Consider the following 25,894-nt stretch of genomic DNA (forward strand, 5'->3'; position numbering starts at 1 on the left):
CGGTCAGTGGGAGCGCAGGGCGTCTTGCAGCCCTTCGATCGGGTGGAAGCGCAGCTGCAGCTCGGCGAGCAGCAGGGTGCGCATGTCATGGCGGAAGGCCGCGCGCCAGCCGGGCTGGCCGTGCACGCGGTCGAAACGGGCGCCGAGCACTGCCGGCGCCGTGGCCAGCAGGCTGTGCTCGCGCGGGGTGAGGGTCTGTTCCATCACTGCATCGACCTCGGCCAGCCGCGCCAGCTCCGGCGAGACCTGTACCAGCTGGTCGCGCAGGCGGCCGCGCAGGCGCCCGGTGGCGGTCTGGATGGCCTGCTGCAACACCCGGTAGCGCTGGCGCAGCGAGGCGAAGTTGGGTGCGGCAGCGGCCTCGGCCAGGTCCAGCAGGCGCTCGGCCTCGGCGTCCTCACTGATCGAGGCGCGCAGGCTGGCGTGCGCCTGGGCGCAGTCGGCCAGCACATCCTCGACCGCTTCGACGGCTTCACCGGGCTCGGGCAGGCGTCCTCCGAGCGCCCCGGACAGGGCCACGGCACGGCTCCAGTCCACCCACTGGCCGAGGCGATCGGTCAGGGCGGGACTGCTGGCCGGCATCGCGCCGTCGCTGAGACGGGCGAGCAGGCGGAGGAACTCCGGTCCACCCAGGACCGGCTGCGCTGCGTTCGCCATCAAGGGGTGAGGGGCCAAAAACCGTTGATTTTACAACCAGATGACCCCGGCTGGATGAAGGCGGGGCCTGGGGGGCGGTACCCGCAGGCGCGACAAGGCTTAGAATGTCCGGCTGCATCCACCCGTTCGATCCTTGGAGTACCCCCATGACTGTTGCGCAGTTCTACCCGATCGGCACCCCCGGACAGCCCTGGGGCGACGCGGAACGCGCACAGTGGCGGGCCCGCCAGCAGCGCCAGCGCAGCTACCATGATGACGTGGTGGCCGCCCTTGAGCGCCTGGACGACAGCGTTTTCGACGTGATCCAGTACGGCCAGCTGGACTATGCACCGGACCATTACCCGCTGTTCGCGGTGGTCAACCACGACTGGAACCCGGCGCTGCCGACCGCGCTGATCACCGGCGGCGTGCATGGCTACGAGACCAGCGGCGTGCACGGCGCCCTGCAGTTCCTGGAACAGGAGGCCGAGCGTTACCTGGCCCGGATGAACCTGATCGTCGCGCCCTGCGTCAGCCCGTGGGGCTATGAGCGCATCCAGCGCTGGAACCCGGACGCGATCGACCCCAACCGCAGCTTCCGTGACGGCGGCCAGATCGTGGAAGCCGCCGCCCTGATGGCCTGGGTGGCCGAGCGCAAGCCGAACCTGCTGGTGCACCTGGACCTGCACGAGACCACCGACAGCGACCTGAACGAGTTCGATCCGGCGCGCTGCGCCCGCGACGGCAAGCCGTTCGAGCGCGACACCATTCCGGATGGCTTCTACGTGATCGGCAACAGTGAAGATCCGCAGGCCGAGTTCCAGAAGGCACTGATCGCCGCAGTGGCGCCCATCACCCACATCGCCCCGGCCGACGCCGAAGGCAATCTGGTCGGCCTGCCGTTGCAGTCGCCGGGCGTGGTCTGGGGCGAATCCCGTTCGATCGGCGCCTGCGCTGGCTTCACCGATGCGCGCTTTGCCACCACCACCGAGGTCTACCCGGACAGCCCGCGCACCAATCCGCAGGAATGCAACGACGCCCAGGTGGCGGCGGTGTGTGCGGGCCTGGATTTCGCCCTGGCCAACTAAGATCCGGCAGCGCCGCCCTCACCACATCGGGCCGGGGGGCGCGCCCTTGCGCCAGCAGACCAGCACAAGCGCGACTACGATTGTCCAAGTGTAGATCTGGAAGGCAACAGGGTTGCGAAAGGGTGAGAACAGGAACGGACCGCCGAGCAGAAGCGCAAAGGCGATCGCATAGACCACCCAGCCCTGCCACGCGCAGGGCAGTCCCCAGCCCCATCCGTGACTGCGCGCTGTAAACCAGTACTTTCTGTCGGCCATATCCTTTGCCCTGTTGCCAGTAGACCGGTGCCGGAAATGCGCCAAGCGGCCGATCAGGAGCAGCACTCTGCCGGGACCTTAGCAGCGCCCGCCAGGTGCATCAAGATGATCAACGTCATCAAGGTGATCACCCCCCGCGCCCAGCGGTGCCGCGAACCCATCCGAAGGCGACGCCTCGCCAGCAGCCCAGAGCATCGCGTCGCCGCAGCTGCGGACTTCTGACGAGGCTCAGCCTGGCCCAGCAACGCCGGGTCCTCGCTGGCAGCGCGGCAACAGGCGCGCTGACAACCGCGGGCCCGGTAGTCCTCTGGGCCGTTCCCGTGCGGCAACCGGCGAACACATCCAGATCGCGCTGGTATACCGTGCTGCTGACCCCGAACAGGCCCAGCAACGAGTGGAAGACGTTGTCATGGCTGTACGCGCGGTGCAGCGCATTCCCACGCATGCAGGCCAGGTCCAGGCCCGCGTTGTGGCTGAACTCCGTTGAGAACCACATCACCATCGGCACCTGGGTCTGCTCGCGCGGGGCGATGAAGTAGGGCGTGCCGTGCAGGTACATCCCGCGTTCGCCCAGCGACTCGCCATGGTCGGACACATAGATCAGTGCGACATCACGCTGGTCCGCATAGCCCTGCAGCAGGTCGATGGCCTTGCCCAGCAGGTGGTCGGTGTGGACCAGAGTGTTGTCGTAGGTGTTGACCAGTGCCTCGTTGCTGCAGTGCTGGATCTGATTGCTGTCGCAGGTCGGGCTGAAAGCCCGCGACGCTGCGGGATACCGTTCACAGTAGGTCGGCCCATGACTGCCGAGCTGATGCAGCACGATCAGGGCGTCGCCGTTGATGGCATCGATGCGTGCGCCCAACTGGTGCAGCAGCACGCCGTCGTAGCAGGTGCCGTCGGCGTTGACGCACTGGCCGGCCACCTTCAGCGCAGGCATGTCCTCGGTCGGTACGCGTTCGCACACGCCCTTGCAGCCGCCGTTGTTGTTGTTGCGCCAGAGCACGCTGATGCCGGTGCGCTGCAGGATGTCGAGCACGTTCTCCTCGGTTGCGGCGCGCACGTCGTCGTACTGGCCTCGGGTCATCTGCGAGAACATGCACGGCACCGAGATGGCCGTGGCGGTCCCGCATGAGGAGACATCATTGAAGCTGATGACCCCTTCCTTGCGCGAGAGCCGGGGATTGGTCGCGCGTGGGTAGCCGTTGAGCTGGAAGTTCTGTGATCGCGCGGTCTCGCCGACGACCAGGATCACCAGCTTCCGGCGCGGGCCCGGCGCGCGCTGTGCGTCCATGCCAATCGCGCGCAGCGGTTGCTGGCGGGTGCTGTAGAGACCTTTCAGATAACCGTGGGTATGCCGCACCACGTTCAACGGCAGCACCTGGTCGCGGATGTGGCGGTTGTTGCGCAGCAGTGAGGAATAGTCCTTGTAGAACGCGAAGCCGATTGCCAGCAGTACCAGCAATGACGCCAGAACGCTGACTGGCCACACCAGCAGCGAACGTATCGAACCGGCCCCGCTGGTGGTGCGCACCAGGGCCAGCCCGGCAGCGGGCAGCACGCCCAGCGCCAGCAAGGTCAACAGCAGTGGCAGCGACAGATAGGCGTTCAGTTCGGCCTGGTTGGTCTCGAACACGTTCTGCACCATGCTGCGATCGATCAGCACGTTGTAGTGCAGCATGAAGTAGCTGCAGGCGGCGCTGACGACAACGAGCAGCACCAGCAGCGGCCTGCGCAGGAACGGCAGTGCCAGCAGTGGCGTCAGCATCAGGTTGAACAGGCAGAAGAGCACCACCGGCAAGCTGGCCAGGAACAGCACGCTGCGCAGGCTGTTGAGGTCGATCAGCCCCCACAGCGACTTCCAGAGGGCGATGTTTCCAATCGTGGTGAAGAAAAACGCTGCGGCCCAGACCAGGATGATCGGATGGGGCCGTGGAAAACGGAGGCATTGGCGCACGAGCAGGTCCCGCGGAACAGGAGTGCGCGCAGTATCGAAACGGCTTTATCAGGAAGTTGTCAGCCTTGCCGGGCTAGCCCAGCAGGATCACGCCCCACACTGCGCCGACCATCAACAGTGCGGTGGTCTGCGCGGCACTGCCCATGTCCTTGGCGTTCTTGGACAGCGGATGCTGCTCCAGCGAAATGCGATCAACCACGGCTTCAATCGCCGAGTTGAGCAGTTCCACCAGCAGGCTGATGAAGCAGACCGCCAACACCAATGCGCGCTCGACCGCGCTGATGTCCAGTACGAACGCTGCAGTGATCAACAGCGCGTGCAGGAGCAGCAGCTGGCGAAAAGCAGCCTCGCCACGAAAGGTAGCGATGAATCCGTCTCGCGAATGGATCAGGGTGTGGAAGATGCGGCCCAGGCCGGTCTTGCCATGCGGGTACTTGCCGCTGTCCTTGGGGTGCTGCATGCCGTTTCCGCCGTGAAGTGAGCAATCCCCAGCATGTGCACGCGCGTGTCAGGAAACCGTCAGGCGGGCCATTCCAGGCTGAACCGGCATCCCTGCTGCGAGGAGTGCACCGTCATCCTCCAGCCCAGGTGCTCGACGATGCGCTGCACGATGGACAGCCCCAGTCCCTCGCCATTGTGCGGGCTGCCGGGCACGAAGCGCTGGAACTGCTGTGGGTCGATACTGGAGGGCAGGCCGGGTCCGGTGTCGGCGACGGTGAGTGCGGTGTCGTGGAGGGTGATCCTCACTTCGCCCCTTTCGGTGTACTGGCAGGCGTTGCGCAGCAGGTTCCAGATCACGCTGTGCGCCAGATCTGCGTTGGTGTCCAGCACGGCGTCATGCCGGGCATCAAACGCAACGATCACCGGCTTGCCGGAAATCCACGGTTGGCAGCGCTCCATGCAGGATTCGATCAATGGGCGCAGGGCCACCTTGTTGCGCGGCACGGAGCCGGGGGTACGTGAGAGCAGCAGCAGGCAGGACAGCTGGCGCTGCATCTCCTGGGTAGTGCGCAGGATACGCTCCGCGCTGGGGACCAGGTGGCTGTCGGACGGAAGCTGGCAGGCAAGGGTTTCCGCAGCGCCGCCGATGATGGCCAAGGGCGTGCGCAGCTCATGGCTGGCATCGCCGCTGAAGCATTGCTCGCGATGCAGGAACCGTTCGAGCTCATCACTGTGCCGGGCGAAGGCACGGGCGAGTACACCGATCTCGTCGCGGGCGTCCTGACAGGGAAAGGGCTTCCGCCCGCTCTGCACGGCATCGGCCAACTGCGTGATGGGCGCGATGACGTGCGATGCCACCCTGCGACCGATCAGGAAGGCGCCGAGCACGCAGATCGAAATGACCACCGCGGCAAAGGCATTGATCAGGTGTTCCAGGTAGCCATAGGGTGCAGCGTCCTGCAGCAGGTAGTAGCGCTGGCCGCCACTGTCGAACACACGCAGGTGCCACTCGTCGGGTCCTGCTTCGCCGTGGTAGCCCAGGCCGTACTGGCGCAGCACCATCGGCACGCTATGGCTGTCGTACAGCTGGCTGCCCGGGGGCAGGGCGGGGCGCTCGCCACGGGCCAGCGCTGCCTGCAGCTTGTGCACGGCACTGTCCTGGGTCCGGGCGATGACCGCGGCCCTGACCTGGTCGTAGTCCACCTGTTCGGCCAGGACGATGAAGCCCATCGCGCCGGCCATCAGCAGCACGAACGAAATCGTGATGCGGGTACGCAGGGCCAGGCGGCGGTAGAGAGCGGCAGGGGTCACGCCGGCATGCGCCAGCCGACGCTGTGCACCGTGGCGATCAACGTGGTGTCGAAGCTGCGGTCCACCTGCAGGCGCAGCTCATGGATGTGGGTACGCAGCGCGCCGCTGTCCGGTGGCTCGTCGCCCCAGACCAGGTATTCCATCTCCTGCTTGCGCACCACGGCCGGGGCCGCGCGTACCAGGCACATCAGCAGTTTGTGCGACGTAGGCGTCAGCGCGATGCAGCGCCCCTGTCGCCAGGCCTGCGGCGAGCGCGTATCTACCTGCAAGTCCTTCCACGCCAGTACGCTGTCGACCTGACGGCCCTGGGCGCGTCGCACCAGGGCCTTGATCCGCGCATCCAGTTCCTTCAGCGAGAACGGTTTGACCAGGTAGTCATCGGCGCCGAGAGCGAGGCCCTGCACGCGGTCCTCGACCGGATCGCGCGCGGTCAGCATCAGGATCGGCACCGGGTTCTGGAATTCCCGGCGCAGCTTTCGGCACAGCGTCATGCCATCCAGGCGCGGGAGCATCAGGTCCAGCAGGATGGCGTCGTAGTCGTGCTGCGTGGCCCGGCGCAGGCCGCTGGCACCGTCGCGGGCGTCGTCCAGCACGTAGCCGATAGGCTCAAAGAAAGCGTACAGGTTGGCTACGAGCTCGGGGTTGTCTTCGATGATCAGCAGGCGGGTCATGGCGTGCGTCCTTGCGCGTGGCCGAACTGTGCCCGATCCCTGACTGATTGCCAATGCGCATGCTGAATGGTTCGCGGCCTGGGTTCGGCCGCGTCAAGCGACGTTCAATCGGCCGGCATCTTCGGAAACGAACTGCCAGCCGATATCTTCCGGTCTGTCCGAAAAGAACAGGCTCATGTAGGTCGGCTTGTCCTTGTTGATCAACGAGGTGCGGAACGATTCGACCACCTGTTCGATGGCATTCACATCAGCCGATGATGGGCGCTGGCTTGCATGGGCCGGCAGGCCTGCGGCGAGGCACGCAGCGAGAAGCGCGTTCTGGATTCCGGTGGTTCGCATCGTTCATGACGGCCTTCGTAGGGTGGAAGCGCCGCCGGGGCCACGGCTACAGGGCCCCAGCGCGCTCCGCATTCAACGATGCAGCGCGTCGATGATCAAGCCGGTCGCGATCTCCACCAACAGGTACTCGGTGTCGGACTGGCGCACCCAGCGCTGGCCGCGACCCGGATTGCGCAGGTCATAACGCGCGTAATCGTCCACCCAGTAGCGGCGGTCCACTTCGGCCCAGGGCAGGCGGTCGCCACGACGCCAGGCCTTCTTCTGCCAGCCGGGCGGCGGCGCATCACGGTTGTGCGGGCCGCCGGCATGCGGCGGCGGGCCGTTGCCGCGGGCGTGATGCGGCGGGTCAGCGAAGGCGGGGGCCGCAGCCAACGCGGTGGCGGTGGTCAAAGCGATGGCAAGCAAACGTGTGGTCTTCATGGAAGTGCCTCCGTCATGGCCGCAGCATGCGGCGCTGTGGCGGGAATATAGGGCAGTCAGTGTGAATGAATACGGGTTTGGGCGGAACTTTTCTGAACAGACGGCGCGGCCTGCAGCCGCTGCCAGGCAACGGATCACTGGACCCCGGCCGGGGCTGAATCTGTTGCAGCCCAGCCTCCACCCAACGACAGGAAAAGATCCATCTGCCGGTCAATGCGCTCCGCGCGCGAGACGGCCAATGCCGACTCCGCATCTGCCAGCGCGGCCTGGGCCGAAAGCAGGTCGAGAAAATCGATCCTGCCGAAACGGTAGAGCTGCTGCGCCTGCCCGGCGGCCCGCGCTGCATCCCCACGCGCCTGCGCCAGGCTGCGCTCGCGTTCAAGCTCCTGCGTGCAGGCAGAAAGCGCGGTCTCGGTCTGGCGCAGTGCCTGCAGCACGACGCCGTCAAAGGACGCGAGCGCGGTATCTGCATTGGCGCCGGCCGCCGCGATGCGGGCCTTGGCCACGCGGCGGTTGGGCCAGTGCCATGACAGCACGGGACCGATGCTCGCACCGAAGCCGTCGGCCGACAGCAGATGCGCCGGTGTGCCGGCCACGCCCGAAGAGGCGCCCAAGGTGATCTGCGGATAAAGACCCGCCGTCTCGACACCGATCATTGCAGTCGCGGCGGCCAGGCTGCGTTCGGCTGCGCGTACGTCGGGGCGCCGCTGGAGCAGTTGCCAACCATCACCGACCGGCAGCGCCTGCTCCAGCTCCGGGGGGCCTGGGCAGGCTTCGGCCTCCCTGGGATAGTCCGCCGGGAGCCTGCCCATCAATGCGGCCAGTTCGAACAGTGCGGCCTGGCGTTCCGCCAGCAGGTGCGGTATCCCCGCCGCGCTGCGGTTGACGGCGGCACCGGCACGGCTGACATCGAAGTCCGTTCCACGCCCTCCGGCAGCCAGGTGTCGGGTTGCCTCCAGGGTGGCGCGCTGCACCGCCAGCACCTGCCGGGTTGCAGCGAGCGTGTGATTTCGGGTGCATACCTGGAGATAGGCACGGGTGACGGCCGCAGCGACGACCACGCGGACCTGGTCCCGCGCCGCAGCGACGGCCTCGGCGTCCGCGTTCGCGGCTTCGATGCCGCGGCGGATACCGCCTGCAAGATCCAGTGGATAGGAGAGGTGAAGGCCCAGCGCATAGGACTGCGGCGCGGCCGACGCCTGGGTGTAACCACCGGCATGGGCGAGCGTGCCCGATGCATCCACGTCGGCCTGCACGGCACCGCGCGCACGGTACTCCAGCACCGTAGCGCTGGCGCGCCGAAGGTTGGCATCGGCGGCGCGCAGGTCGGTATTGGCCGCCAGTGCTTCGCGTACGTAGGCGTCAAGCTGGGGGTCGCCATACAGTTGCCACCACCGATCCGGTGGCACGTCGTGACTGAACGATGCGTCCTGGCCTGAGACGAACGGCCGCGCCGCCTGGGGGGAGGCCGCGACGGCATTCGCAGGCAGGTGATAGTCGGGGCCGGAGACGCAGGCCGTCATCGGCAGCAGCAGGGCAATCAGCCCACCGCGTAGTGTTCGCAGGCTCACTTGCAGGCTCCCGCTGCCGAGGGCGCGATGGTCACGCTCGCAGTGCGACCCACGATCAGGCGGGTGTCCGACGGCGCATCATCGATGCGGATGCGTACCGGGATGCGCTGCGCCAGCCTCACCCAGGTGTAAGTTGGCGCCACGGCGGGCAGCAGGTTGTGTGTGCTTGAGCGCTGATCGTCGGCAATGCCGGCGGCGATGGTTTCCACGTGCCCGCGCACGTCGTGGTTGTCGCCCATCAGCCGGGCCACGGCGGCATCGCCCTCGGTGATGCAGCCCAGCTTGGTTTCCTCGAAATAGCCCTCGATGCGCAGGCTGCGGGTGTCGATCAGCGCCAGCGCCTGTGCCCCCGGCTGCAGGTAGTCGCCCGCGTGCAGGTCGAGGTTGGTGATGATGCCATCGGTGGTTGCGCGCACCTCGGTGCGTTGCACGTTGAGCTGGGCAACGCGCTGTTCGGCCCGTGCCTGCGCCAGCGCGGCCAGCTCGGTATCGACCTTGGCGGCATTGCGTTCGCGGGTTTCCGAAGCGACCAGGTTGCCAAGTGCGTTGTCCCGCGCCGATTCGCGGCGAGCCAGCGCCAGCGTGGCATGCGCGCTCCTGACCGCCGCGTCTGCCTTCTCCAGCGTGGCGGCGAAGCGTGGCTGATCGAGCACCAGCAGCAGCTGGCCGGCACTGACCCGCTGGTTGTCGTGCACGAGCACTTGGGTGACCAGCCCCCCCATGTCCGACGCAACGCGCACCACATCGGCGCGCACCCGTCCATCACGCGTCCACGGGCGTGTTTCGTAACGATTCCAGAGGGAGAACGCGGCAATGGCGGCAAGCGCACACACGCCCAGCGTTGCGCTCCAGCGCCCGATGACAGCAAGCAGGTCTTTCATTTCATTTCTCGAGCAGGGGCGAGAGCCGGATCATCAGCTCCGCCAGGATTACGAACAGGGACAGGCCCACCAGTGGCCACGCGGCGAACAACCGGTACAGACCGAGGCTGGCGAGGAAACGTGAGGTCAGTACCGACAGCGCCAGCGCGGCGATGGCCACCGCAAGCAGGCCGGGAATCAGCACGCCATCAATCGAAAGATCAGGAAGCATGAGGTCAGCGCCGGTGGGTGAGCGGAGGTACGAGCAGGTCGCGGCGCAACCCGCTGAGCAGGTGCAGCAGATACCCTCGATCGGCCGCGGCGATGGCTGTTGCGGCCTCGCGCATGCAGTCCAACAACTTCAGAAGATGGGCATCGACACTGCGTGGCGCGTGGACGCGAACCCCGAAATGTGCAGCGATGCGTTCGACCAGCGCCGCATGAAGCGTCCGAACCTGCGGGTTGTGCAGCCGCTTTTCCAGCGCGCGGAGTTGGCTGGATGCTCGTGCCACACGCACGTCCGCAAACAATGCCCGCAGGTCGTGCGCGGCGCTGGAACGGCCCTGCAACCTGGGAGCGAGCAGCCCGATTCGATCCAGCATGCGGCTGAGCCAGGCGCGGGTCACATCACCTCGTCCGGCGGCGTGTCGTGCGATATCCCGACGGATCGAATGCTCCAACCGTGCGCGGTTGCGGCCCGCGTCGGCGGTCTGGAACAGCTGCATGCTGCACAGTGCCACCGTCGTACCCACGAACAGCGCAACGCTGTTGTTGAGTGCGCCGACGATGTTGACCGAATTGGTCGCGCCCAGGCCTGCGATGATCGGGAAGGTCAGTACCACGCCCAGGGCGGCCATGATGAAGGGCGGCCGGGCCAGGAACGATCCGCACAGCAGCAGCACCGGCGCGAGCGCGGTAATCAGGCCGGTGATATCGGACAACGCGGGGAAGATCAGCAGACCGTAGAGCAGGCCGACGGCCACGCCGATGCACGATCCCACCAGGTAGCGCATGACATGCGGTGCCGGCGCTTCGATCGTGCCGAACAGCACGCACGCCGTGCCGATGATGGACACCGCCGTGGCGCCCTCCGACCAGCCGGTAGCGATCCATAGAACGCAGCTCAGCAGGATGCCGACGAACGCGCCCAGCGCGCTGCGCAGGGCAAGCCGATGATCCCGGTGAAGTACCGCACCCCGCACATGTCGTGCAAGGCGGGCAGGTACATGCCGGCGCCAGTCGGGCCGGGCAGTGTGCAGCTCCGCTTGCAGTACGCGGCAATCGGCGTGGGCGAGGTCGAGCTCGGTCTGTTGCGCGGCGAGGCCGGCCTGCAGCAGATCGCGCCAGCCCGTTGCATCCATCGCGCCGGCCTGTGGTGAACGCAGCCGGTCGATGGAATCTTCCACCGCGCTGGACAGCATCAGCACGTCCAGCATCCGGTCATGCAGGGCACGCAGGATCTGCACCTGGGCCACGCCGTGGGCGCTGTCGAAGGGCAGGTGGATCGACAGCACATGCAGCTCGAGCAGGTCGGCCGCCACTTTCGAGCGGTCCGTCGCCAGCACCGTGTCCGATGCGCCGGCGCGCATGTCCCGTGTCCATCGTTCCGCGTCATCCAGCACGGCAGCGACCCGTGCGTGCACGCGCATCGAAACCCGGCGCGGCAGCACCAGCCCATGGACCAGCGTGGCGGCCAGGATGCCGATGGCGATTTCCTGCACCCGCGTGATGGCAATGGTGAACACGTCTGCCGGCACCATCACCGCAGGAAACCCGATCAGGCTGGTGGTATAGCCGGCCAGCAGGAACGCATAGGCACGTGGCGTGCGGTCGAGCATCGCCAGGTACAGGCACAGCGCCATCCAGGTGGCGAGTGCGGCGCTCAGCACCAGGGGTGCATTGGCGAAGCGTGGCACCAGGGCGACGGTGGCGACGGCCCCGCCCAGGGTGCCGAGCAGGCGAAACAGGCCGCGGCTCAGTGTTGCCCCGGAAAGGGGCTGCGACACCAGATAGACCGTGCCGATCACCCAGAACGGGCGATTCAGGCCGATCCGCAGAGAGACATACAGCCCCAGCGACGCGGCGAGCAGGCATTTGAGCGAGAACAGCACTGCTTCCTGGTCGGTCCTGAGGGCAGGGCTTTTCAACCGGGCGAATGCCTGGAACACATGGGGACGGAAAGGGGTAGGGGAGGGCATGCGGCTCATGCTAGTGATCGGCCGCCATGGCGAATTTCGCTACAATGACAATCAATCGCTAAAACCGGTCAATGTGAGAATGGCTCGCATTTCGCTCCCCGGCTTTGACCTCGACCCGGACGAGACCGATCGCCCGGCGGTCGCCAGCCGCCTGCAGGTGGCCGAGCACGACGCGGAAATTCCCGTGCATGAGCACCGCAAGGGCCAACTGATTCTTGCGCTGCATGGGGCGGTGACCTGCGAAGTGGCCAACGCGTTGTGGATCGTGCCGCCCCAGTGTGGCGTCTGGATTCCGGGCGGCATGCCCCACAGCAACCGCGCCACCGCCAACGCGCGCCTGTGCTATCTGTTCGTCGAACCCGGCATCGTCGACCTGCCGGCGCAGTGCGTCACGCTGGCGATCTCCTCGATGCTGCGCGAAATGATCCTGCACCTGGCCGACGCGCCGCTGGACTACCCGCATGGCAGCCACACCGACCGGTTGGCGCGGGTGCTGCTGGACGAACTGGTGCAGATGCCGGCCGAGCATCTGTCGCTGCCGGTCAGCCATCACCCGAAGGTGCGGGCGTTGGCGGCGGCGCTGTCGGCGGATCCGGCAGATCGCAGCACCATCAGCCAGTGGGCGGTGCGCCTGGCCCTGGGCGAGCGCACATTGACCCGGCTCATCGAACGGGAAACGGGCTTGTCCTTCGGGCGCTGGCGGCAGCAGCTGCACCTGCTCATCGCCATTCGGGAACTTGCCACGGGCGCACCGGTACAACGCGTTTCCGAGACGCTGGGCTATGAGTCGGTGACGGCCTTCATCACGATGTTCAAGAAGGCGCTTGGCCTTTCCCCGGCGCGGTACTTCGCGGTGCGCCTGCGCGGGCAGTAGCGGGGAACAAAGGGGGAAGCCGTTGCCTGGAACGGCTACTTCGAGGTGTCGGAGACCGATTGAATCGCGGCCACCACCGCAGCAGGATCCTCGCGCTGGAGGGTGTGGCCGGTTGCCAGATAGCGGTGTGTGCCACGCGTGAACCCCGAGAAGAGCAGGGCGTGCTGCGCCTTCCAGAGCGACTTGCCTGCCGCCGTTTCCTCGAAGAACAGCGGTTCGGCAGCCAGCTGGGTTGCAGTCAGCAGCGCCACCGGCACGTCCGGCATTGTGCGCGGGGTCTCCGCACCGGGTGCATCCAGTTGTTCGGTCAGCACGGCGTAGTCGGCGGCCATGGCCGGCGGCAGCATCGCCCGCAACTGGGCATCGTCTGCCTGCACGCGGGCACTGTCGGCCTGCTTAAACGCATGGCGCTGACCCATCGTGGCCGGGTCCACCAGCACCAGGCCCTGCAGGCGCTCCGGATGGCGGCGTGCAAACTCAGTGGCCAGCAGGCCGCCATAGGAATGACCCACCAGCACCACGCGGCGACCGGGAGCGAGCGTATCGATCACGGCCGTGAGGTCGGCCAGATGCGCATCGATGCGCTTGGGGTGACCGTCGCTGCCGGACTTGCCGAGTCCTGCACGGGCGTAGGTGATGCTGTGATAGTTGCGCCCCAGACCCGCGACCACCTCCTTCCAGGCGCCCGCGCCCTGGCCGAAACCGGATTCAAAGACCACGGTGATCGGGCCTGACCCCGTTTCTTCGGCCTGCAGTGCGTAAGCGCCTCGATCCACCTGGATTTCCCCTGCGTGCGCGGTGCCCACTGCGGCCATCATCGCGGCCAGCGCCCACAACGTCACTCGGCTGCTCTTCATTGCCGTTCCCCTGGGCCGTGCGCGTGCCAGCCCTTCCGATGGGTCAGGTCTGCAGCGGAGTGCCACAGCCTGCCGACCTCGCGACGGGTCGTGCTGGTAATGTAGTGAGGTATAACACCTACTCCCTGTGCAGGAAGTCATGGTGCATGAGGTCGCTGCGCCTGCGCTGCGGGTTCTTCCGCCCCCCCCTATCAACGCGGCTGACCTTGCCGGCATCTGGTGCGTCGGATCTGACGCTGCTTTTGCCCTTTGTCGCCGGCGTCGCAGCAGTTGGAGGAAGGGATGCCGGCAATCTATTAGGTTGCATTGGGTATCGTCTGCGCTATGGTTGGAATTCAAACTGTGTATTGAGCCCTATGAAGCTGACGCGCGGATGGTTTCTTGCACTATCTGTAATGTGGCTGGCCATTTTCACTTTGATGCTGTGGCTTGACCGAATCTGGGATGCGTGTGGCGCGTTGCTAGCTGCGACAGCCTTCTTTCTCGTTGCCTTGAGGAGAAAGCAGCATTTGGCTGGTGGATCACAAGAGTAGCGTGCCTTCTCAGCCCCCTCTTCGAAGAGGGGGCTTGAGAATTTTGACTCCACCGGTAATCGCACCCCGCTGACCACTTCGGCAGGCACCGCCAGCTACACCTATCCCCCAACCAGCCATCGCCTGGCTGCGGTGGATGGCGAGGTGCGCAACCATGACGCAGCGGGGAATACCACCAGCATCGGCAGCAAGACGTTCATCTACAACGATGCGAACCGCATGAACGCGGTGAGGCAGGGTGATGCCGTGCTGGAAAGCTACGGTTACAACCATCGCGGTGAGCGCGTGCTGCGCACCCCGGCCGGTGGCGCGGCGCAGATCACCCTGTACGACGAAGCAGGGCAGTGGCTGGGCAACTACTCGGCCACCGGCCAGGCGGAGCAGCTGGCCATCTGGCTGGACAACTACCCGGTGGCGCTGATCAATGTGCCGGCTACCGGCGTGCCGGAGCTGGCCTACGTGCAGCCGGATCATCTGGGCACACCGCACGTGGTGATCGATCCGGTGCGCGATGTGGCGATCTGGGAGTGGAGCAACAAGAGCGAGGTATTCGGCAACCAGCTTCCGAGTGCCGATCCAGATGGCGATGGTGTGGTGTTCGAGCTGGCGTTGCGCTTCCCGGGCCAGCAGGCCACGGATGCGAGCGGGTGGTTCTACAACTATAGTGGTTCGATCAAAACACCAAGGGCGACTCCACCGCTGACTCCGCTGCGGATCAGCTGGCAAACCGCCTCGGACGATCATCTGGACAAATGAGCCGTACGCGGAGTTGCTCGCAGATGTGCGGGAGCTATCGACCCGGTGGAAACTTCCCTTGCTGATGACTCGGATGCCTCAGATGTACGCCCCCAAGCTGCTCCCAATCGTGACGCTGTCAATCGCACTTTCTGGTTGCATGGAAGTTGCCAGCACCGAGTATGCAGACCGCAATCAAGCCGTCTCAAGGCAAGCAATCGGTGAATCGAAATGGTTGCCTTCATGGTTGCCTGAGGACGCAGTCAACATACGCGAGTCGCACGACATGGACACAAATGAGTCGTGGCTGGTTTTCCGCCTGACCAGCGGGGCTCTTACTTTGCCCGAAGAATGTAGGCTGGTGAGCAGGCCGGAGATGTCCGACGCGCGAGTCATGCGGAGATTTCCTCAGTTTGCCCGCAACGCGTGGTCGCGAGCGTCAAGCTATGGCGGCAAGTTCTATCTGTGTCCGGAGGGAAATGTTGGCCGCTGGGTCATGCGCGATGAAGAGCTGGGCCTTGTTTACAGCGGAATAAAATTATAGTTGGCTGGGCGGTCTCACCCAGTAAGCGAAATGCGTGAGTGGCACGTGGCGGTCTCCTTTCCCGGTGCCTGATTCGGCACTTTCCGGCCGAGCGTCGTGTGGGTTCGGGTATGTGTCAAATCGACCTTGCCACTGGTCCGTGTTCACGAATGGGAGGGCCGTGTAAGAAGATCGGATGGTCCGGCAAGCTTTAAGCACCCTGGCGTTCGGCAGGAAGATTGCTGGGCCGCGGTGACGACTGTGCGGGAGGACCTATGGGATATCGGCTCCATGCTCTATTGTGGCTGCAGCGCAGGCGGTGGATGGAGGCGAATGGAAATGAAGGAAAGCCTGAGAGAAAGAGAGGCGCTGTCGCCAACTGGCTTCTATGACCGATACTATGCGGACAGTGGCCTGGATCAGGAAACCGTAGTGGAGCTGCTGGAGCATGTTGCAGACGAGCTTCGTTTGCCCTCTGGGAAGCTCCGTCCTGGAGATCGATTTTCGAAGGAACTGTCGCCTGGTGAAGCTCATGGTTGGGACTCGGGGTATGGGGTGTTGATATTCGAGCTCCAATCGCTCGCAAAAGAACGTGGTATTGCAGTCGATCGGCGGGTGGATTCGCTCGACGACTATATTCGTATCATGGCGGGTATCTATTGATGAGATTGATGCGTCCCTGAATGGCTATCGGCGTGAGACGTCGCAGTGCGTACTGAGGATTCGGGGATGCCAAAGGTGAGGTGTGCCGCAGCTGTCATGGCCGGTCTGGTTCTGGCCGGCTGTGCAACATTGGGTGGCGATATGATCGTGCGCGTCTCGGGAAGCGTGCCGCCAGGTCAGGGTGACGTTCGCGCTCTGGATTGTGAGCTGAGCATGCTCGGGGAGGGCGAAGGTGTAGTTTCGTCGAAACCGGTTGGAAGCACATTCTCGGTCCCCATGATGGTCGTTGCAGGGCCGGAACCCCAGAGCTACCAATTCGCCGTTGAATGCAGGGACGGCCGGAGGTTCGCATCCAAGCGGGTGCTGATCAGTAGTCGGCGCTCCTATGCTCGGCATCTCAACCTTGGGGAGCTTCAGGAGTGGTGAGAGAGAGGAAGGGGCGGACGAGGTCGCACCACCGTGGTATGCATCTGGTGGATTCCAGTAGATGAACCAAGATTTCAACTCCCTCGAATGGTGTGACGCCACGTTGCTGGCCATCAACATTGACAGGAGCAAACCTGGCGTATGCGACGAGGTAAGGGTCCACGTGCGCTGGCCGGACGGCCGGCAGGCAACCGTCTACTTCTCGGAAGCCTACGGGTGCTCGGCGCTCATGAACTTCGGCGTACTGGGGGAGGAGGGAATAGAGTTCGCCAGGGTCGATGACGAGGAGCCGGGGCTTGCTCATCTTCTTGATCGTTGGAAGGCGGTCGGCGATCCGTTGTCCGGCCTGAAATGTTTCCGTATCGAGACCACCTCGACCGGAAGCGTAATTCTCATCTACGCCAGGACATGGCGGATCGAGCATCTGCCGATGGCGGGTGCAGTGCCCTGAAGGACATTCCGTGCCCAGATTCCTCACCCCCGACAAGGTCTCCCTCATCCGGCGGAAGGCGCCTGAGAAGACCGAGCGGAGATGTCCTTGGGGTCATGATTTTTGGCCCTGCGGCGACGTTGGCTGCCACACTCTGCAAATTGGGGCCTTGATGATGAGGATCCTGACAGCACTACTTCTGATTGGAGTCGGACTTGGATTCTCTGGCGGCGCATGGGCTGTAGGAAAGCGGCCCTTTAAGATGATCCAGTTCTGCGTGCATGACCAGGAGGGCGTGAATCGGTTCAAGCAGACCCTCAGCTCTATCGCCAAGGACGAAGGAATGCAGTACTTCGATGGCAGCGCTGAATTGGATCGCCAGCTTGCCAGGGCAAAGGTGGACGTGAAGCGCCCTGTCGTCTACGTCGGAGTGAAGCGGGAAGATGGCTCAGGACTGGAGGCGGGGAACCTCGGATTGGATCGTTTCGAGATAGCCATCGGCTTCTCTGAAGGGAAGATGCCCGCCGAGGCACGGTCATTTTCTTTCCGCGTCGAACGCACCTTGGCCGAGCGCTGGAATGTACTCGCGATTCCCTCGGCGAAGGGCGCTACGCCGCTGGCATGTCGGGTGGAAGGCGGTTCTCGCTGAAGGGCGTTGCACATGACATTCACCCTTCGGGCTGCAAGCGCCCCACCGCCTGCGCGCACAACGACTGGCAGGCCATGACCAACCCCTCCATCACCCGGTCGCCCACGTACTGCCCGGGTTCGCCATTCTGCCGGGTGCGCTCCGCCGCCAGCAGCATTTCCAGCACCACCCGCAACCCGCTCAGCGCGCAATCGGCATCGGCGAGGGCCAGGCAGCGACCGGGCAGCTGGTGACGCTCCGGCCAGGGTTGCCCGTCGGCCGCCGCACCGGAGCCGATGCGGTGGAGGTTGGCAATGAAGGTGTTCCTGTCTACTGCGGGCGCAGCTTGTGGCGAACCGTCGTCGCCGGCGGTGCCGCGGTAGGCGTGCAGATGCGGGAAGTCCGATTCATTCATGGCAAGGCTCCGTGCAGGGCAATCGGTAGCCGCCACCCATAAAAGTGGCGGACGGTACGTGGTTCGAACACCGGGTTGATGTCAGTCCGGCGGGCCCGAAGGCCCCCACGCACCGCCCGCCATAGCCGGCAGACGGATTGCCAGCCGGCGCCACGCTGAGGTGGCGCCGGCTGGCAAGCGCATACATCAACATCAACTCGGGTGTTCGAAGCCCGGCCACCCTTTTCCGGTGGCACGCCATCTGAGCCCCTGGCGCTGTGCAATGCCAATCAGAAGAGTTGTAAACATCACTCGATTGGAGACGCTTTCGGCATTCTCCCATGCTGTTAAGCACTGCCAGCGCTGGCTGGCGCGGCGGTCCGCCCGCACCGTGCAATCTGCGACAGATGTCGAGGTTGGGGGGCGTTAGGGAACAAGGGGGGAGGGGCGATGACGACAGGCTCTGCGGGGAGCGACCTGTGTCGAGCTCGGCCCGCGTCTACGGGTGCCAAAGCGTGACGTGCGACTCGGGTTGACGTTCCCAGCCACCAAGCGCAGGCTTGCTCAGCACGTTTCCTAAACAGAAGGAGACTTATGACCGCCACCGCTTCGCTGCACCCCACCCCCGACACCCAAGGCCGTTCCCGCCTGTGGAGTGTGTTCTGGCTGCAGGGCGTCATTCCCAGCAACATTCTGTGGGCGGTGGCCCTCTGGGCGCTGGCCAACCAGCGCACCACGCTGCTGCTGGGGGTATTTGCCGTGCTGCTGCTCTATACCGGCTGGATCATCCCGGCGGTCTGGCGGGCGGCGCCCACCGCGCACAACCCCAACCTGGGCGTGGCGGCGCGCGGGCTGACCGTGGCCTGGGGGCTGAACACCGTGCTGGTGATCTTCTTCCTGACCCTGCAGCTGGTGGCTCAATAGAACTGAACGGGCTCGCCGCCACGGTCGAAGGCGGCGAAGCGGCCGATCTGACCGTCATGGATGGCGTTGACCATCAGCCGCAACGGGCGCGCGGCTTCGTCGCTGTTCGGCGCGAAACCGCCACGGCCATCCAGCGCCGCTACGAACACCAGGTCCCAGTCGATGCCGGTGGTGGTCGATTCGGCCGCCAGCGCCTGGAAGCTGGGCACCTCGGCCGGCAGCTTGTCCACGCACAGCACCGGCGACAGGGTGCCGCCCTCGCGGCGGTCATGACGGTCGCGCTGGTCGCTGGTGGGCGATTCGGGCAGCTCGGCGCGCACGAATACGAACAGCAGGCGTTGCGGTTCAGCCTGCTCGCCGGCGGCGTGCAGCAGTTGCTGGAAATCGTTCATCATCATGAGGGTTGTCACACGCCCGCTGCACGGAAAGCCGCATGCTGCCACAACGCCTGCCGCGCGGGGCCGAACGCGATTGATTTAAGTCATGCCGATGGAACTGAAGGCCGCGTACTCTGGCAATCGTTCCAGCAGGCGAGGGTATCCGGGCCGTTCCGGGCACAGGCAAGACGGTGGAGCAACAAGGTGGACCAGCCATGAGCCAACTCACCGACGGTTTCGGACGCAGCTTTCCGTACCTGCGCCTGTCGCTGACCGAAGCCTGCAACTTCCGGTGCAGCTACTGCCTGCCCGACGGTTACCAGGCCGATGGCCGCCCGCGCTTCCTGCAGGTGGAGGAGATCGGCCGCCTGGTGCGGGCCTTTGCGGCGCTGGGGATGAGCAAGATCCGCCTGACCGGCGGTGAGCCCAGCCTGCGCAAGGACCTGGACGAGATCATCGCCACCGTGGCGGCGGTGCCGGGCATCCGCAAGGTGGCCATCACTACCAACGGCACGCTGCTGCCGCGGCGCCTGCCGGGCTGGCACCGGGCAGGCCTGACTGCGCTGAACGTGAGCATGGACAGCCTGCAGCGCGAACGCTTCAAGACCATCACCGGCCATGACCGCCTGCCGGAGATCCAGCAGGGCCTGGCCCTGGCGCAGGCGTTGGGCCTGCCGGCGATCAAGCTCAACGCGGTGCTGCTGCGTGGCCTGAACGACGACGAGCTGCCGCAGTGGATGGACTACCTGCGCGACCGCCCCTTCAGCGTGCGCTTCATCGAGCTGATGCGCACCGGCGACAACGAAGCTTATTTCCAGCGCCACCACCTGCGCGCCGATCGGGTGATCGAGCAGCTGCTGGTCGCGGGCTGGCACGAGCGCCCGCGCGCGGCCGATGCCGGCCCGGCGCGCGAGTTCGGCCACCCCGACCATCGCGGCAGCATCGGCATCATCGCGCCGTATTCGCGTGACTTCTGCAAGGGCTGCAACCGCCTGCGGGTGACCGCCAGGGGCGACCTGCGGCTGTGCCTGTTTGGCGAGTTCGGCGTGCCGCTACGCCCGCTGCTGCAGCGCGACGATGACCATGACGCGCTGCTGGCACGCATCACCACCCAGCTTGGCCTGAAAGCGGCCGGGCATGGACTGCACCAGGGCCAGACCGGGCTGACCCCGCACCTGGCCTCCATCGGAGGATGAGCAACACGATGAGTGGGGAATTGAATGCGGCCTTCCATATGGCCGATGTCCGTGACAAGCGCATCACCCGCCGCCGTGCGGTGGCGGTGGGCGAGTTGCATGCCGGTCCGGTGGCGTATCCGCTGATCGTCGAGCGCCGCCTGCCCAAGGGTGATGCGCTGGTGATGGCCGAGATTGCCGGCCTGCAGGGCGCCAAGATGGCGTCGATGCTGATGCCGCTATGCCATCCGCTGCCGCTGGAACTGGTGCAGGTGTTCTGCGCGGCGGTGCCGGAGCGGCAGGCGATCCGCGTGTGGTGCGAGTGCGCCAGCGAGGCGCGCACCGGTGTGGAGATGGAGGCGCTGGCCGGCGTCAACGCCGCGCTGCTGACCCTGTACGACCTGAGCAAGCCGGTGGAACCGGCGCTGCGCATCGAAGGTATCCGCCTGCTGTTCAAGGAAGGCGGCAAGCGCGGTGTCTGGTTGCACCCGGATGGCATGGACGAGGCCGAGCGTGAGAGGTTCAAGCCGCGTGCGCCGAAGGGGCTGCAGGGGGCGGCCTGCGCGGTGATCACGCTGAGCGATCGCGCCAGCGAAGGCACCTATGAGGATATCTCTGGCCCAACCCTGGTGACCGGGCTGAAGAAGCTGGGGGGCGAGGTGGTAGCCGCCGAGGTACTGCCCGATGGCATCGAGCCGTTGGCGGGCCGCCTGCAGGCCTTGGCCGCCGAGGGCGTGCGCCTGTGCCTGTGTACCGGCGGGACCGGGCTGGGCCCGCGAGACCTGACCCCGGAGGCGTTGCGTTCCTTGAACGCGCGGCCGGTGCATGGCCTGGCGCAGATGGTGCGTGCACTGAGTGCACAGCACACGCCGATGGCCTGGCTGAGCCGCGCCGAGGTGGTGCAGCTGGGCAACATGCTGGTGTTTGCATTGCCGGGCAGCCCGAAGGCGGCGGCGCAGTGCCTGGACATCCTGGCGCCGGTACTGGGCCACGCACTGGCAATGGTCGAGGGTGGTGGCCACTGATGATTGCCTATAGCGAAGCCTTGCAGAACCTGCTGGACGCGGCCATGCCGCTGCCGGCTGAACATCTGCCGCTGCATGAGGCCGGCGGCCGCACTCTGGCCAGTGACATCATCAGTGGGCAGTCGTTGCCGCCGTTCGACAATTCGGCGATGGACGGCTTCGCGCTGCGCGCCGACGGCGCGACGTTCGAGGCCGGTACCGAATTCGGGGTGCAGGGCTGGCAGGCGGCCGGCGATGCTGGCGCCGAAGGCGGCGAGGGTGCCTGGGAAGTCATGACCGGTGCGCGCATGCCGGCCGGGTTGGATACGGTGGTACCGGTCGAGAACGTGGAGATCCTCGCCAGCGAGGACGGCCGCCCGACCCGCATTGCCCTGAAGGCATTGGTGAAGCCGGGCCAGAACGTGCGCCTGCGCGGCGAGGATGTAAGCGACGGCGAGCGCGTGCTGCGGGCCGGGCAGGTGCTGGATATCAACGCGCGCACCCTGCTGCATGCGATCGGCGTGGGCGAGGTGGCGGTGGTGGCAAGGCCAAGGGCCGCGGTGATCGCCACCGGCAAGGAGCTGGTGACCGAGGCGGCGCAGACGCTGGCGTCCGGGCAGATTCGTGACAGCAACCGGCCGTACCTGGTTGGCCGCCTGCAGGCCGCCGGTGCCGAGGTGGTCTGGCAGGGCACGGTGGGCGACGACGTGGCCGCCTTCAATGCCGTGCTGGATGAAGCGCTGGACGCGGGTGCGCAGCTGTTGATCAGCACCGGCGCGGTGTCGGCCGGCCGCTACGATTTCGTTCCCGACGCGCTGCGCGGCCGGGGTGCGCGCATCGTGTTCCACAAGGTGGCGATCCGCCCCGGCAAGCCGTTGCTGTTCGCGGTGCTGCCCAATGGCGCGCTGTATTTCGGCCTGCCGGGCAACCCGGTCTCCGCTGCCGTGGGCCAGCGCTTCTTCGTCGAGCCGGTGCTGCGCCGCCTGCTGGGGCTGGCACCAGAGCCGGTGCTGACGTTGCCGCTGCAGGCCGACGTGCGCACGCCGCCGGGCCTGCGCTTCCACGCGCGGGCGCGGGTGGAAGTGGACGCGCAGGGTCGCCTGAGTGCGCGCGTGCTGTCCGGGCAGGAATCATTCCGTTTGATGTCCATGCTGCAGGCCAACGCCTGGGTGGTGTTGGAGTCCGAGGGAGACCTGGCCAGCGCGGGCACCTATGTGCGGGTGCAGGGCTGGGGTCACCACGAACCGGTGCAGCTGGTGAGCCAGGAGTCATGATGAAACAGGTAAATCTGCAGTTGTTCGGTGCGTTCTCCGATCTGGATGCCAGCCGCGAGATTGCCGTGGAGGTGGCCGGTGGCACCGTGGCCGATCTGCGCCAGGCGCTGCGCGAGCTGCTGCCACTGCGTTGGCCGGGTTTCCGTGCCGGCCTGCTGGATTACTCGGCATTCGCCGATCAGCAACGCGTGCTGCGCGACCACGAGGCGCTGCCCGACGATGGCCGGGTGGCGATCCTGCCGCCGGTGAGCGGGGGCTGAGCGATGAGCGAGACGATCATTGCCAAGGTGGTGGACCGCGCGCAGGCGGCGATCGATCCGGCCGAGGGCATCGCGGCGGTCTCCGATCCGGGCTTCGGTGGCATCGATGTGTTCATCGGCAAGGTGCGCGATGTAAACATCGGCCGGCCGGTGACCGGGATCACCTACGACCTGTTCGAGCCGCTGGTGTTGAACGAGTTCAAGCGGTTGGCCGCCGAGGTCGAGGCGACGTTTGGCCCGAAGCTGAAGCTGTATGTGGCCCATGCCAAGGGCCGGTTGGGCATTGGTGATGTGGCGGTGGTGGTGGCCGCCGGCAGCCCGCACCGTGACGAGGCATTCCGGGCCTGCCGGCAATTGATCGAGGTGGTCAAGCACCAGTGCCCGATCTGGAAGCAGGAACATTACGAAGACGGCGACAGCGCGTGGAGCGAGGGCTGCAGCCTCTGCCACGCGGACAGTGAACCTGCACATGCCCATGACCATGCGCACGATCATCAACATTGATGCCGGCGCAGCCACGCATGGCGTGGCTCTACTGCGATGAGCATCACCGGCATCGTGCTGGCCGGTGGGCTGTCCACCCGGATGGGCCGCGACAAGGCGCTGCTGCCGTGGCAGGGGCGCACGCTGCTGGAACACATGCGGGGCCTGTTGATGCAGGCTGGCGCACGCGAGGTCTGGGTCAGCGGAAATTACCCGGCGTTCGGCGGCATACCGGACCGCGTGGCACGTTGCGGGCCGCTGGGCGGGCTCTACAGCGTGGCGACGCGCATGCCCGATGGCCCGGCCTGGGTGGTGCCGGTGGATACACCGCTGCTGCCGCCGCGATTGCTACAGCAATTGCGTGACGGCCATCGCGGTCCATGCACGATCTTTGCGGGCCACCCCCTGCCCATGCTGGTGGATATAGACGATGCTTGCCGCAACGTACTTGGATCGATGCTGGATGACCCGGACGGCCCGCGCTCGCTGCAGGCCCTGCAGCGCCGTCTTGGCGTGAATTCCGTGGCCCTGGCGCCGATTGACGAGGCCGGGCTGGTCAACTGCAATACCCCCGAACAATGGGAGGATGTTGCGTCATGAAAGTGCAGTTGCAGGACCAATCGGTACGGCTTCGCCTGGACGAGGCCGAACTGGCGCGCCTGCTGGCCGGTGAATCGGTCGAGAACATGACCCGCTTCGGCGGTATCGAGGGTTGGGGCATGGCGGTGTCGCTGCATGGCGGCGAGCGGCCGGTGCTGCTCGATGGTGGCACCTTCTGCCGCCTGGTGCTGCCGCGCCCGGCGGTTGAGGCCTTGGCGGCGCGGCTGCCGTGCCGGGATGGCCTGCCATTCGACATTGCCCTGGAAGATGGCAGCCGGCTTCAGCTGCAGTTCGATGTGGACGTGCGCGACAGCGTGCGCCAGCGCGGAGTCACGCGCCGCAATACCGCTTCATCGGTTTGACATTTGTCAGGGGCAGGGTGAAAACCGGCCCCTGATTGATCCAGATCAACCCCGTCGTAGTTGCCGCACGGCCTAATGGCTGCACGACGACGGGTCACAACTTGAAAGCAATACCCACGTCATTCCACAGCCTTGGAGCCATGTATGACCGTCGGTAGCGATCCTGTTGTCCGCAGCACTGCCCGTCCGGGTCGCGTCATCAGCGACTGGACGCCGGAGGACCCCGGCTATTGGGAGCGCACCGGCAAGCGGGTTGCCACCCGCAACCTGGTCATCTCGATCCCCTCGCTGCTGCTGGCCTTCTCGGTCTGGGTGCTGTTCTCGGCGGTGTCGATCAGCCTGCCGAAGATCGGCTTCAACTTCAGCACCGACCAGCTGTTCTGGCTGGTGGCGCTGCCCAGCCTGTCCGGCGCGACCCTGCGCATCTTCTATTCGTTCGTGATCCCGATCTTCGGCGGCCGCCGCTGGACCGCGCTGTCGACCGCCTCGCTGCTGGCGCCGACGCTCTGGCTCGGCTTTGCGGTGCAGGACCCGGCCACGCCGTACTGGGTGTTCGTGGCCATCGCGATCCTGTGCGGCTTCGGTGGCGCGAACTTCTCATCGTCGATGTCCAACATCTCCTTCTTCTATCCCAAGCAGAAGCAGGGCCTGGCGCTGGGCCTGAACGCTGGCCTGGGCAATGTGGGCGTGTCGGTGGCGCAGGCGGTGATCCCGCTAGTCATCACCGTAGGCGTGTTCGGTGCGCTGGGTGGTGCACCGCAGCCCACGGTGGAGGGTGGGGCATCACTGTTCCTGCAGAACGCCGGCTTCATCTGGGTGCCGGCCATCGCGCTGTGCGCCATCGCGGCCTGGTTCGGCATGAACGACCTGACCAGCGCCCGCTCGTCGTTCTCCGAGCAGGCGGTGATCTTCCGCCGCAAGCACAACTGGCTGATGTGCTGGTTGTACATCGGTACCTTCGGTTCCTACATCGGTTTCTCGGCCGGCTTCCCGATGCTGGTGAAGAGCCAGTTCCCGGACGTGGACCCGCTGGCCTACGCCTTCATCGGCCCGCTGCTGGGCGCACTGATGCGCTCGGTGGGTGGCAGCATGGCCGACCGCTGGGGTGGCGCACGCCTGACCTTCTGGGTATTCGCGCTGATGATCGCCGCGGTGTTCGGTGTGTTGCACTTCCTGCCCAGCGATGGCCAGGGCGGCAACTTCCATGGCTTCCTGCTCAGCTTCATGGCGCTGTTCGTGCTCAGTGGCATCGGCAACGGCACGACCTTCCGCATGATCCCGGTGATCTTCCGCACGCTGCATGAGCGCTGGTCGGCCAACGACAACGCCGAGGGCAAGGCTACCGCCGCGCACCAGGCCAGCATCGAGTCGGCTGCGGTGGTCGGCTTTTCCGGTGCGATCGGCGCCTACGGCGGCTTCTTCATTCCCAAGAGCTACGGCTCGTCCATTACGTTGACCGGCAGCCCCGACATGGCGCTGTACGGATTCGTTGTTTTCTATGTCACCTGCCTGGCGGTGACCTGGTGGTGGTACTACCGGCGCGGTGCCGAGACACCCTGCTGACGACATGAAAACGCACCGCAGCCAGATGACACACACAGCCACGATGCCGATGTCCGCAAAGGGAG

General features: G+C 65.8%; 30 protein-coding genes and 2 pseudogenes. 17 read left to right on the forward strand and 15 right to left on the reverse strand.

Annotation, left to right across the window (positions count from 1 at the left end):
* Positions 1-3 precede the first annotated feature (3 nt).
* Positions 4-657: a DUF3348 family protein gene (locus ACTXG9_RS00080; protein ID WP_134732382.1), complete on the reverse strand. Its 654-nt coding sequence runs from the start codon at positions 655-657 to the stop codon at positions 4-6.
* 146 nt (positions 658-803) lie between these two features.
* Here ACTXG9_RS00080 and ACTXG9_RS00085 point away from each other — a divergent pair, with 146 nt between their 5' ends.
* Positions 804-1,724, forward strand: a complete 921-nt coding sequence (locus ACTXG9_RS00085; RefSeq protein ID WP_456115694.1) for a M14 family metallopeptidase — start codon at positions 804-806, stop codon at positions 1,722-1,724.
* 18 nt (positions 1,725-1,742) lie between these two features.
* Here ACTXG9_RS00085 and ACTXG9_RS00090 read toward each other — a convergent pair whose 3' ends face one another.
* The 11 genes and pseudogenes from ACTXG9_RS00090 to ACTXG9_RS00140 form a co-directional block, all read right to left on the reverse strand.
* A complete protein-coding gene (locus ACTXG9_RS00090) occupies positions 1,743-2,045 on the reverse strand; it encodes a hypothetical protein (RefSeq protein ID WP_227853028.1) in 303 nt (100 codons plus the stop codon).
* A gap of 61 nt (positions 2,046-2,106) precedes the next feature.
* Positions 2,107-3,933 carry a phosphoethanolamine transferase EptA gene (gene eptA, locus ACTXG9_RS00095; protein WP_456115695.1) on the reverse strand — a complete coding sequence of 609 codons (1,827 nt, stop codon included), beginning with the start codon at positions 3,931-3,933 and terminating at the stop codon, positions 2,107-2,109.
* Positions 3,934-4,006: 73 nt separating this feature from the next.
* Positions 4,007-4,393: a diacylglycerol kinase gene (locus tag ACTXG9_RS00100; RefSeq protein WP_021204238.1), complete on the reverse strand. Its 387-nt coding sequence runs from the start codon at positions 4,391-4,393 to the stop codon at positions 4,007-4,009.
* Between the two features lie 59 nt (positions 4,394-4,452).
* Positions 4,453-5,685 (reverse strand): HAMP domain-containing sensor histidine kinase, encoded by a 1,233-nt coding sequence (locus ACTXG9_RS00105; protein ID WP_021204237.1) that lies wholly within the window; start codon positions 5,683-5,685, stop codon positions 4,453-4,455.
* Positions 5,682-6,356 (reverse strand): response regulator transcription factor, encoded by a 675-nt coding sequence (locus ACTXG9_RS00110; RefSeq protein ID WP_019659910.1) that lies wholly within the window; start codon positions 6,354-6,356, stop codon positions 5,682-5,684. Before ACTXG9_RS00110 ends, ACTXG9_RS00105 begins: the two co-directional genes overlap by 4 nt.
* Before the next feature lie 117 nt (positions 6,357-6,473).
* A pseudogene (locus ACTXG9_RS00115) lies at positions 6,474-6,695 on the reverse strand (nuclear transport factor 2 family protein); the annotation flags it as partial.
* A gap of 72 nt (positions 6,696-6,767) precedes the next feature.
* A complete protein-coding gene (locus tag ACTXG9_RS00120) occupies positions 6,768-7,115 on the reverse strand; it encodes an RcnB family protein (protein ID WP_021204235.1) in 348 nt (115 codons plus the stop codon).
* Between the two features lie 134 nt (positions 7,116-7,249).
* Positions 7,250-8,686, reverse strand: coding sequence for an efflux transporter outer membrane subunit (locus ACTXG9_RS00125; protein ID WP_456115696.1), 1,437 nt, complete (start codon positions 8,684-8,686; stop codon positions 7,250-7,252).
* Positions 8,683-9,567, reverse strand: a complete 885-nt coding sequence (locus ACTXG9_RS00130; RefSeq protein WP_021204233.1) for an efflux RND transporter periplasmic adaptor subunit — start codon at positions 9,565-9,567, stop codon at positions 8,683-8,685. The genes ACTXG9_RS00125 and ACTXG9_RS00130 overlap by 4 nt, the downstream gene beginning before the upstream one ends.
* Position 9,568: 1 nt before the next feature.
* Positions 9,569-9,778 carry a DUF1656 domain-containing protein gene (locus ACTXG9_RS00135; RefSeq protein WP_111098097.1) on the reverse strand — a complete coding sequence of 70 codons (210 nt, stop codon included), beginning with the start codon at positions 9,776-9,778 and terminating at the stop codon, positions 9,569-9,571.
* Between the two features lie 4 nt (positions 9,779-9,782).
* Positions 9,783-11,657, reverse strand: coding sequence for an FUSC family protein (locus tag ACTXG9_RS00140; RefSeq protein ID WP_457654772.1), 1,875 nt, complete (start codon positions 11,655-11,657; stop codon positions 9,783-9,785).
* A gap of 166 nt (positions 11,658-11,823) precedes the next feature.
* On the opposite strand from ACTXG9_RS00140, the gene ACTXG9_RS00145 reads away from it, so the two are divergent.
* A complete protein-coding gene (locus ACTXG9_RS00145) occupies positions 11,824-12,618 on the forward strand; it encodes an AraC family transcriptional regulator (RefSeq protein WP_188250261.1) in 795 nt (264 codons plus the stop codon).
* Positions 12,619-12,653: 35 nt separating this feature from the next.
* On the opposite strand, the gene ACTXG9_RS00150 is transcribed toward ACTXG9_RS00145, so the two are convergent.
* On the reverse strand, positions 12,654-13,475 hold the full coding sequence (locus ACTXG9_RS00150) for an alpha/beta fold hydrolase (protein WP_188250250.1): 822 nt from the start codon (positions 13,473-13,475) through the stop codon (positions 12,654-12,656).
* A 146-nt stretch (positions 13,476-13,621) separates the two neighbouring features.
* Between ACTXG9_RS00150 and ACTXG9_RS00155 the strand changes: the two genes are divergently transcribed.
* The 6 genes and pseudogenes from ACTXG9_RS00155 (at position 13,622) to ACTXG9_RS00180 (ending at position 17,434) form a co-directional block, all read left to right on the forward strand.
* A complete protein-coding gene (locus ACTXG9_RS00155) occupies positions 13,622-14,008 on the forward strand; it encodes a hypothetical protein (protein ID WP_134955521.1) in 387 nt (128 codons plus the stop codon).
* A 42-nt stretch (positions 14,009-14,050) separates the two neighbouring features.
* A pseudogene (locus ACTXG9_RS00160) lies at positions 14,051-14,671 on the forward strand (RHS repeat-associated core domain-containing protein); the annotation flags it as partial.
* A gap of 175 nt (positions 14,672-14,846) precedes the next feature.
* On the forward strand, positions 14,847-15,287 hold the full coding sequence (locus ACTXG9_RS00165; RefSeq protein ID WP_188250251.1) for a hypothetical protein: 441 nt from the start codon (positions 14,847-14,849) through the stop codon (positions 15,285-15,287).
* Between the two features lie 318 nt (positions 15,288-15,605).
* Positions 15,606-15,929, forward strand: coding sequence for a hypothetical protein (locus tag ACTXG9_RS00170; RefSeq protein ID WP_188250252.1), 324 nt, complete (start codon positions 15,606-15,608; stop codon positions 15,927-15,929).
* Between the two features lie 487 nt (positions 15,930-16,416).
* Positions 16,417-16,806 (forward strand): hypothetical protein, encoded by a 390-nt coding sequence (locus tag ACTXG9_RS00175; protein ID WP_329859125.1) that lies wholly within the window; start codon positions 16,417-16,419, stop codon positions 16,804-16,806.
* Between the two features lie 241 nt (positions 16,807-17,047).
* Positions 17,048-17,434 carry a hypothetical protein gene (locus tag ACTXG9_RS00180; RefSeq protein ID WP_188250254.1) on the forward strand — a complete coding sequence of 129 codons (387 nt, stop codon included), beginning with the start codon at positions 17,048-17,050 and terminating at the stop codon, positions 17,432-17,434.
* 19 nt (positions 17,435-17,453) lie between these two features.
* Here ACTXG9_RS00180 and ACTXG9_RS00185 read toward each other — a convergent pair whose 3' ends face one another.
* Complete coding sequence (locus tag ACTXG9_RS00185; RefSeq protein WP_188250255.1) at positions 17,454-17,828, reverse strand: hypothetical protein; 375 nt, start codon at positions 17,826-17,828, stop codon at positions 17,454-17,456.
* A gap of 573 nt (positions 17,829-18,401) precedes the next feature.
* Between ACTXG9_RS00185 and ACTXG9_RS00190 the strand changes: the two genes are divergently transcribed.
* Positions 18,402-18,731 carry a hypothetical protein gene (locus ACTXG9_RS00190; RefSeq protein WP_005416862.1) on the forward strand — a complete coding sequence of 110 codons (330 nt, stop codon included), beginning with the start codon at positions 18,402-18,404 and terminating at the stop codon, positions 18,729-18,731.
* Here ACTXG9_RS00190 and ACTXG9_RS00195 read toward each other — a convergent pair.
* Positions 18,725-19,129, reverse strand: a complete 405-nt coding sequence (locus ACTXG9_RS00195) for a hypothetical protein (protein WP_032954242.1) — start codon at positions 19,127-19,129, stop codon at positions 18,725-18,727. The two genes, ACTXG9_RS00190 and ACTXG9_RS00195, sit on opposite strands and share 7 nt — an antisense overlap.
* 194 nt (positions 19,130-19,323) lie before the next feature.
* Between ACTXG9_RS00195 and moaA the strand changes: the two genes are divergently transcribed.
* The 8 genes from moaA to ACTXG9_RS00235 all read left to right on the forward strand — a co-directional run bounded on the left by moaA (position 19,324) and on the right by ACTXG9_RS00235 (position 25,829).
* Positions 19,324-20,304 (forward strand): GTP 3',8-cyclase MoaA, encoded by a 981-nt coding sequence (gene moaA, locus ACTXG9_RS00200; RefSeq protein WP_111098102.1) that lies wholly within the window; start codon positions 19,324-19,326, stop codon positions 20,302-20,304.
* 8 nt (positions 20,305-20,312) lie between these two features.
* On the forward strand, positions 20,313-21,308 hold the full coding sequence (gene moaCB / locus ACTXG9_RS00205) for a bifunctional molybdenum cofactor biosynthesis protein MoaC/MoaB (protein ID WP_111098103.1): 996 nt from the start codon (positions 20,313-20,315) through the stop codon (positions 21,306-21,308).
* On the forward strand, positions 21,308-22,561 hold the full coding sequence (locus tag ACTXG9_RS00210) for a molybdopterin molybdotransferase MoeA (RefSeq protein ID WP_111098104.1): 1,254 nt from the start codon (positions 21,308-21,310) through the stop codon (positions 22,559-22,561). The genes moaCB and ACTXG9_RS00210 overlap by 1 nt, the downstream gene beginning before the upstream one ends.
* Positions 22,561-22,821, forward strand: a complete 261-nt coding sequence (locus tag ACTXG9_RS00215) for a MoaD/ThiS family protein (RefSeq protein ID WP_005416856.1) — start codon at positions 22,561-22,563, stop codon at positions 22,819-22,821. Before ACTXG9_RS00210 ends, ACTXG9_RS00215 begins: the two co-directional genes overlap by 1 nt.
* A 3-nt stretch (positions 22,822-22,824) precedes the next feature.
* A complete protein-coding gene (locus ACTXG9_RS00220) occupies positions 22,825-23,325 on the forward strand; it encodes a molybdenum cofactor biosynthesis protein MoaE (protein ID WP_005416853.1) in 501 nt (166 codons plus the stop codon).
* Positions 23,326-23,361: 36 nt separating this feature from the next.
* Positions 23,362-23,904, forward strand: coding sequence for a molybdenum cofactor guanylyltransferase (gene mobA / locus ACTXG9_RS00225; protein ID WP_069138367.1), 543 nt, complete (start codon positions 23,362-23,364; stop codon positions 23,902-23,904).
* Entirely contained in the window at positions 23,901-24,266 is a 366-nt protein-coding gene (locus ACTXG9_RS00230; protein WP_053499740.1) for a hypothetical protein, read from the forward strand. Before mobA ends, ACTXG9_RS00230 begins: the two co-directional genes overlap by 4 nt.
* A 144-nt stretch (positions 24,267-24,410) precedes the next feature.
* Positions 24,411-25,829: a NarK family nitrate/nitrite MFS transporter gene (locus tag ACTXG9_RS00235; RefSeq protein ID WP_329866578.1), complete on the forward strand. Its 1,419-nt coding sequence runs from the start codon at positions 24,411-24,413 to the stop codon at positions 25,827-25,829.
* The last annotated feature ends 65 nt before the right edge of the window (positions 25,830-25,894 follow it).

Source organism: Stenotrophomonas maltophilia group sp. LNF247 (genome assembly GCF_054083135.1).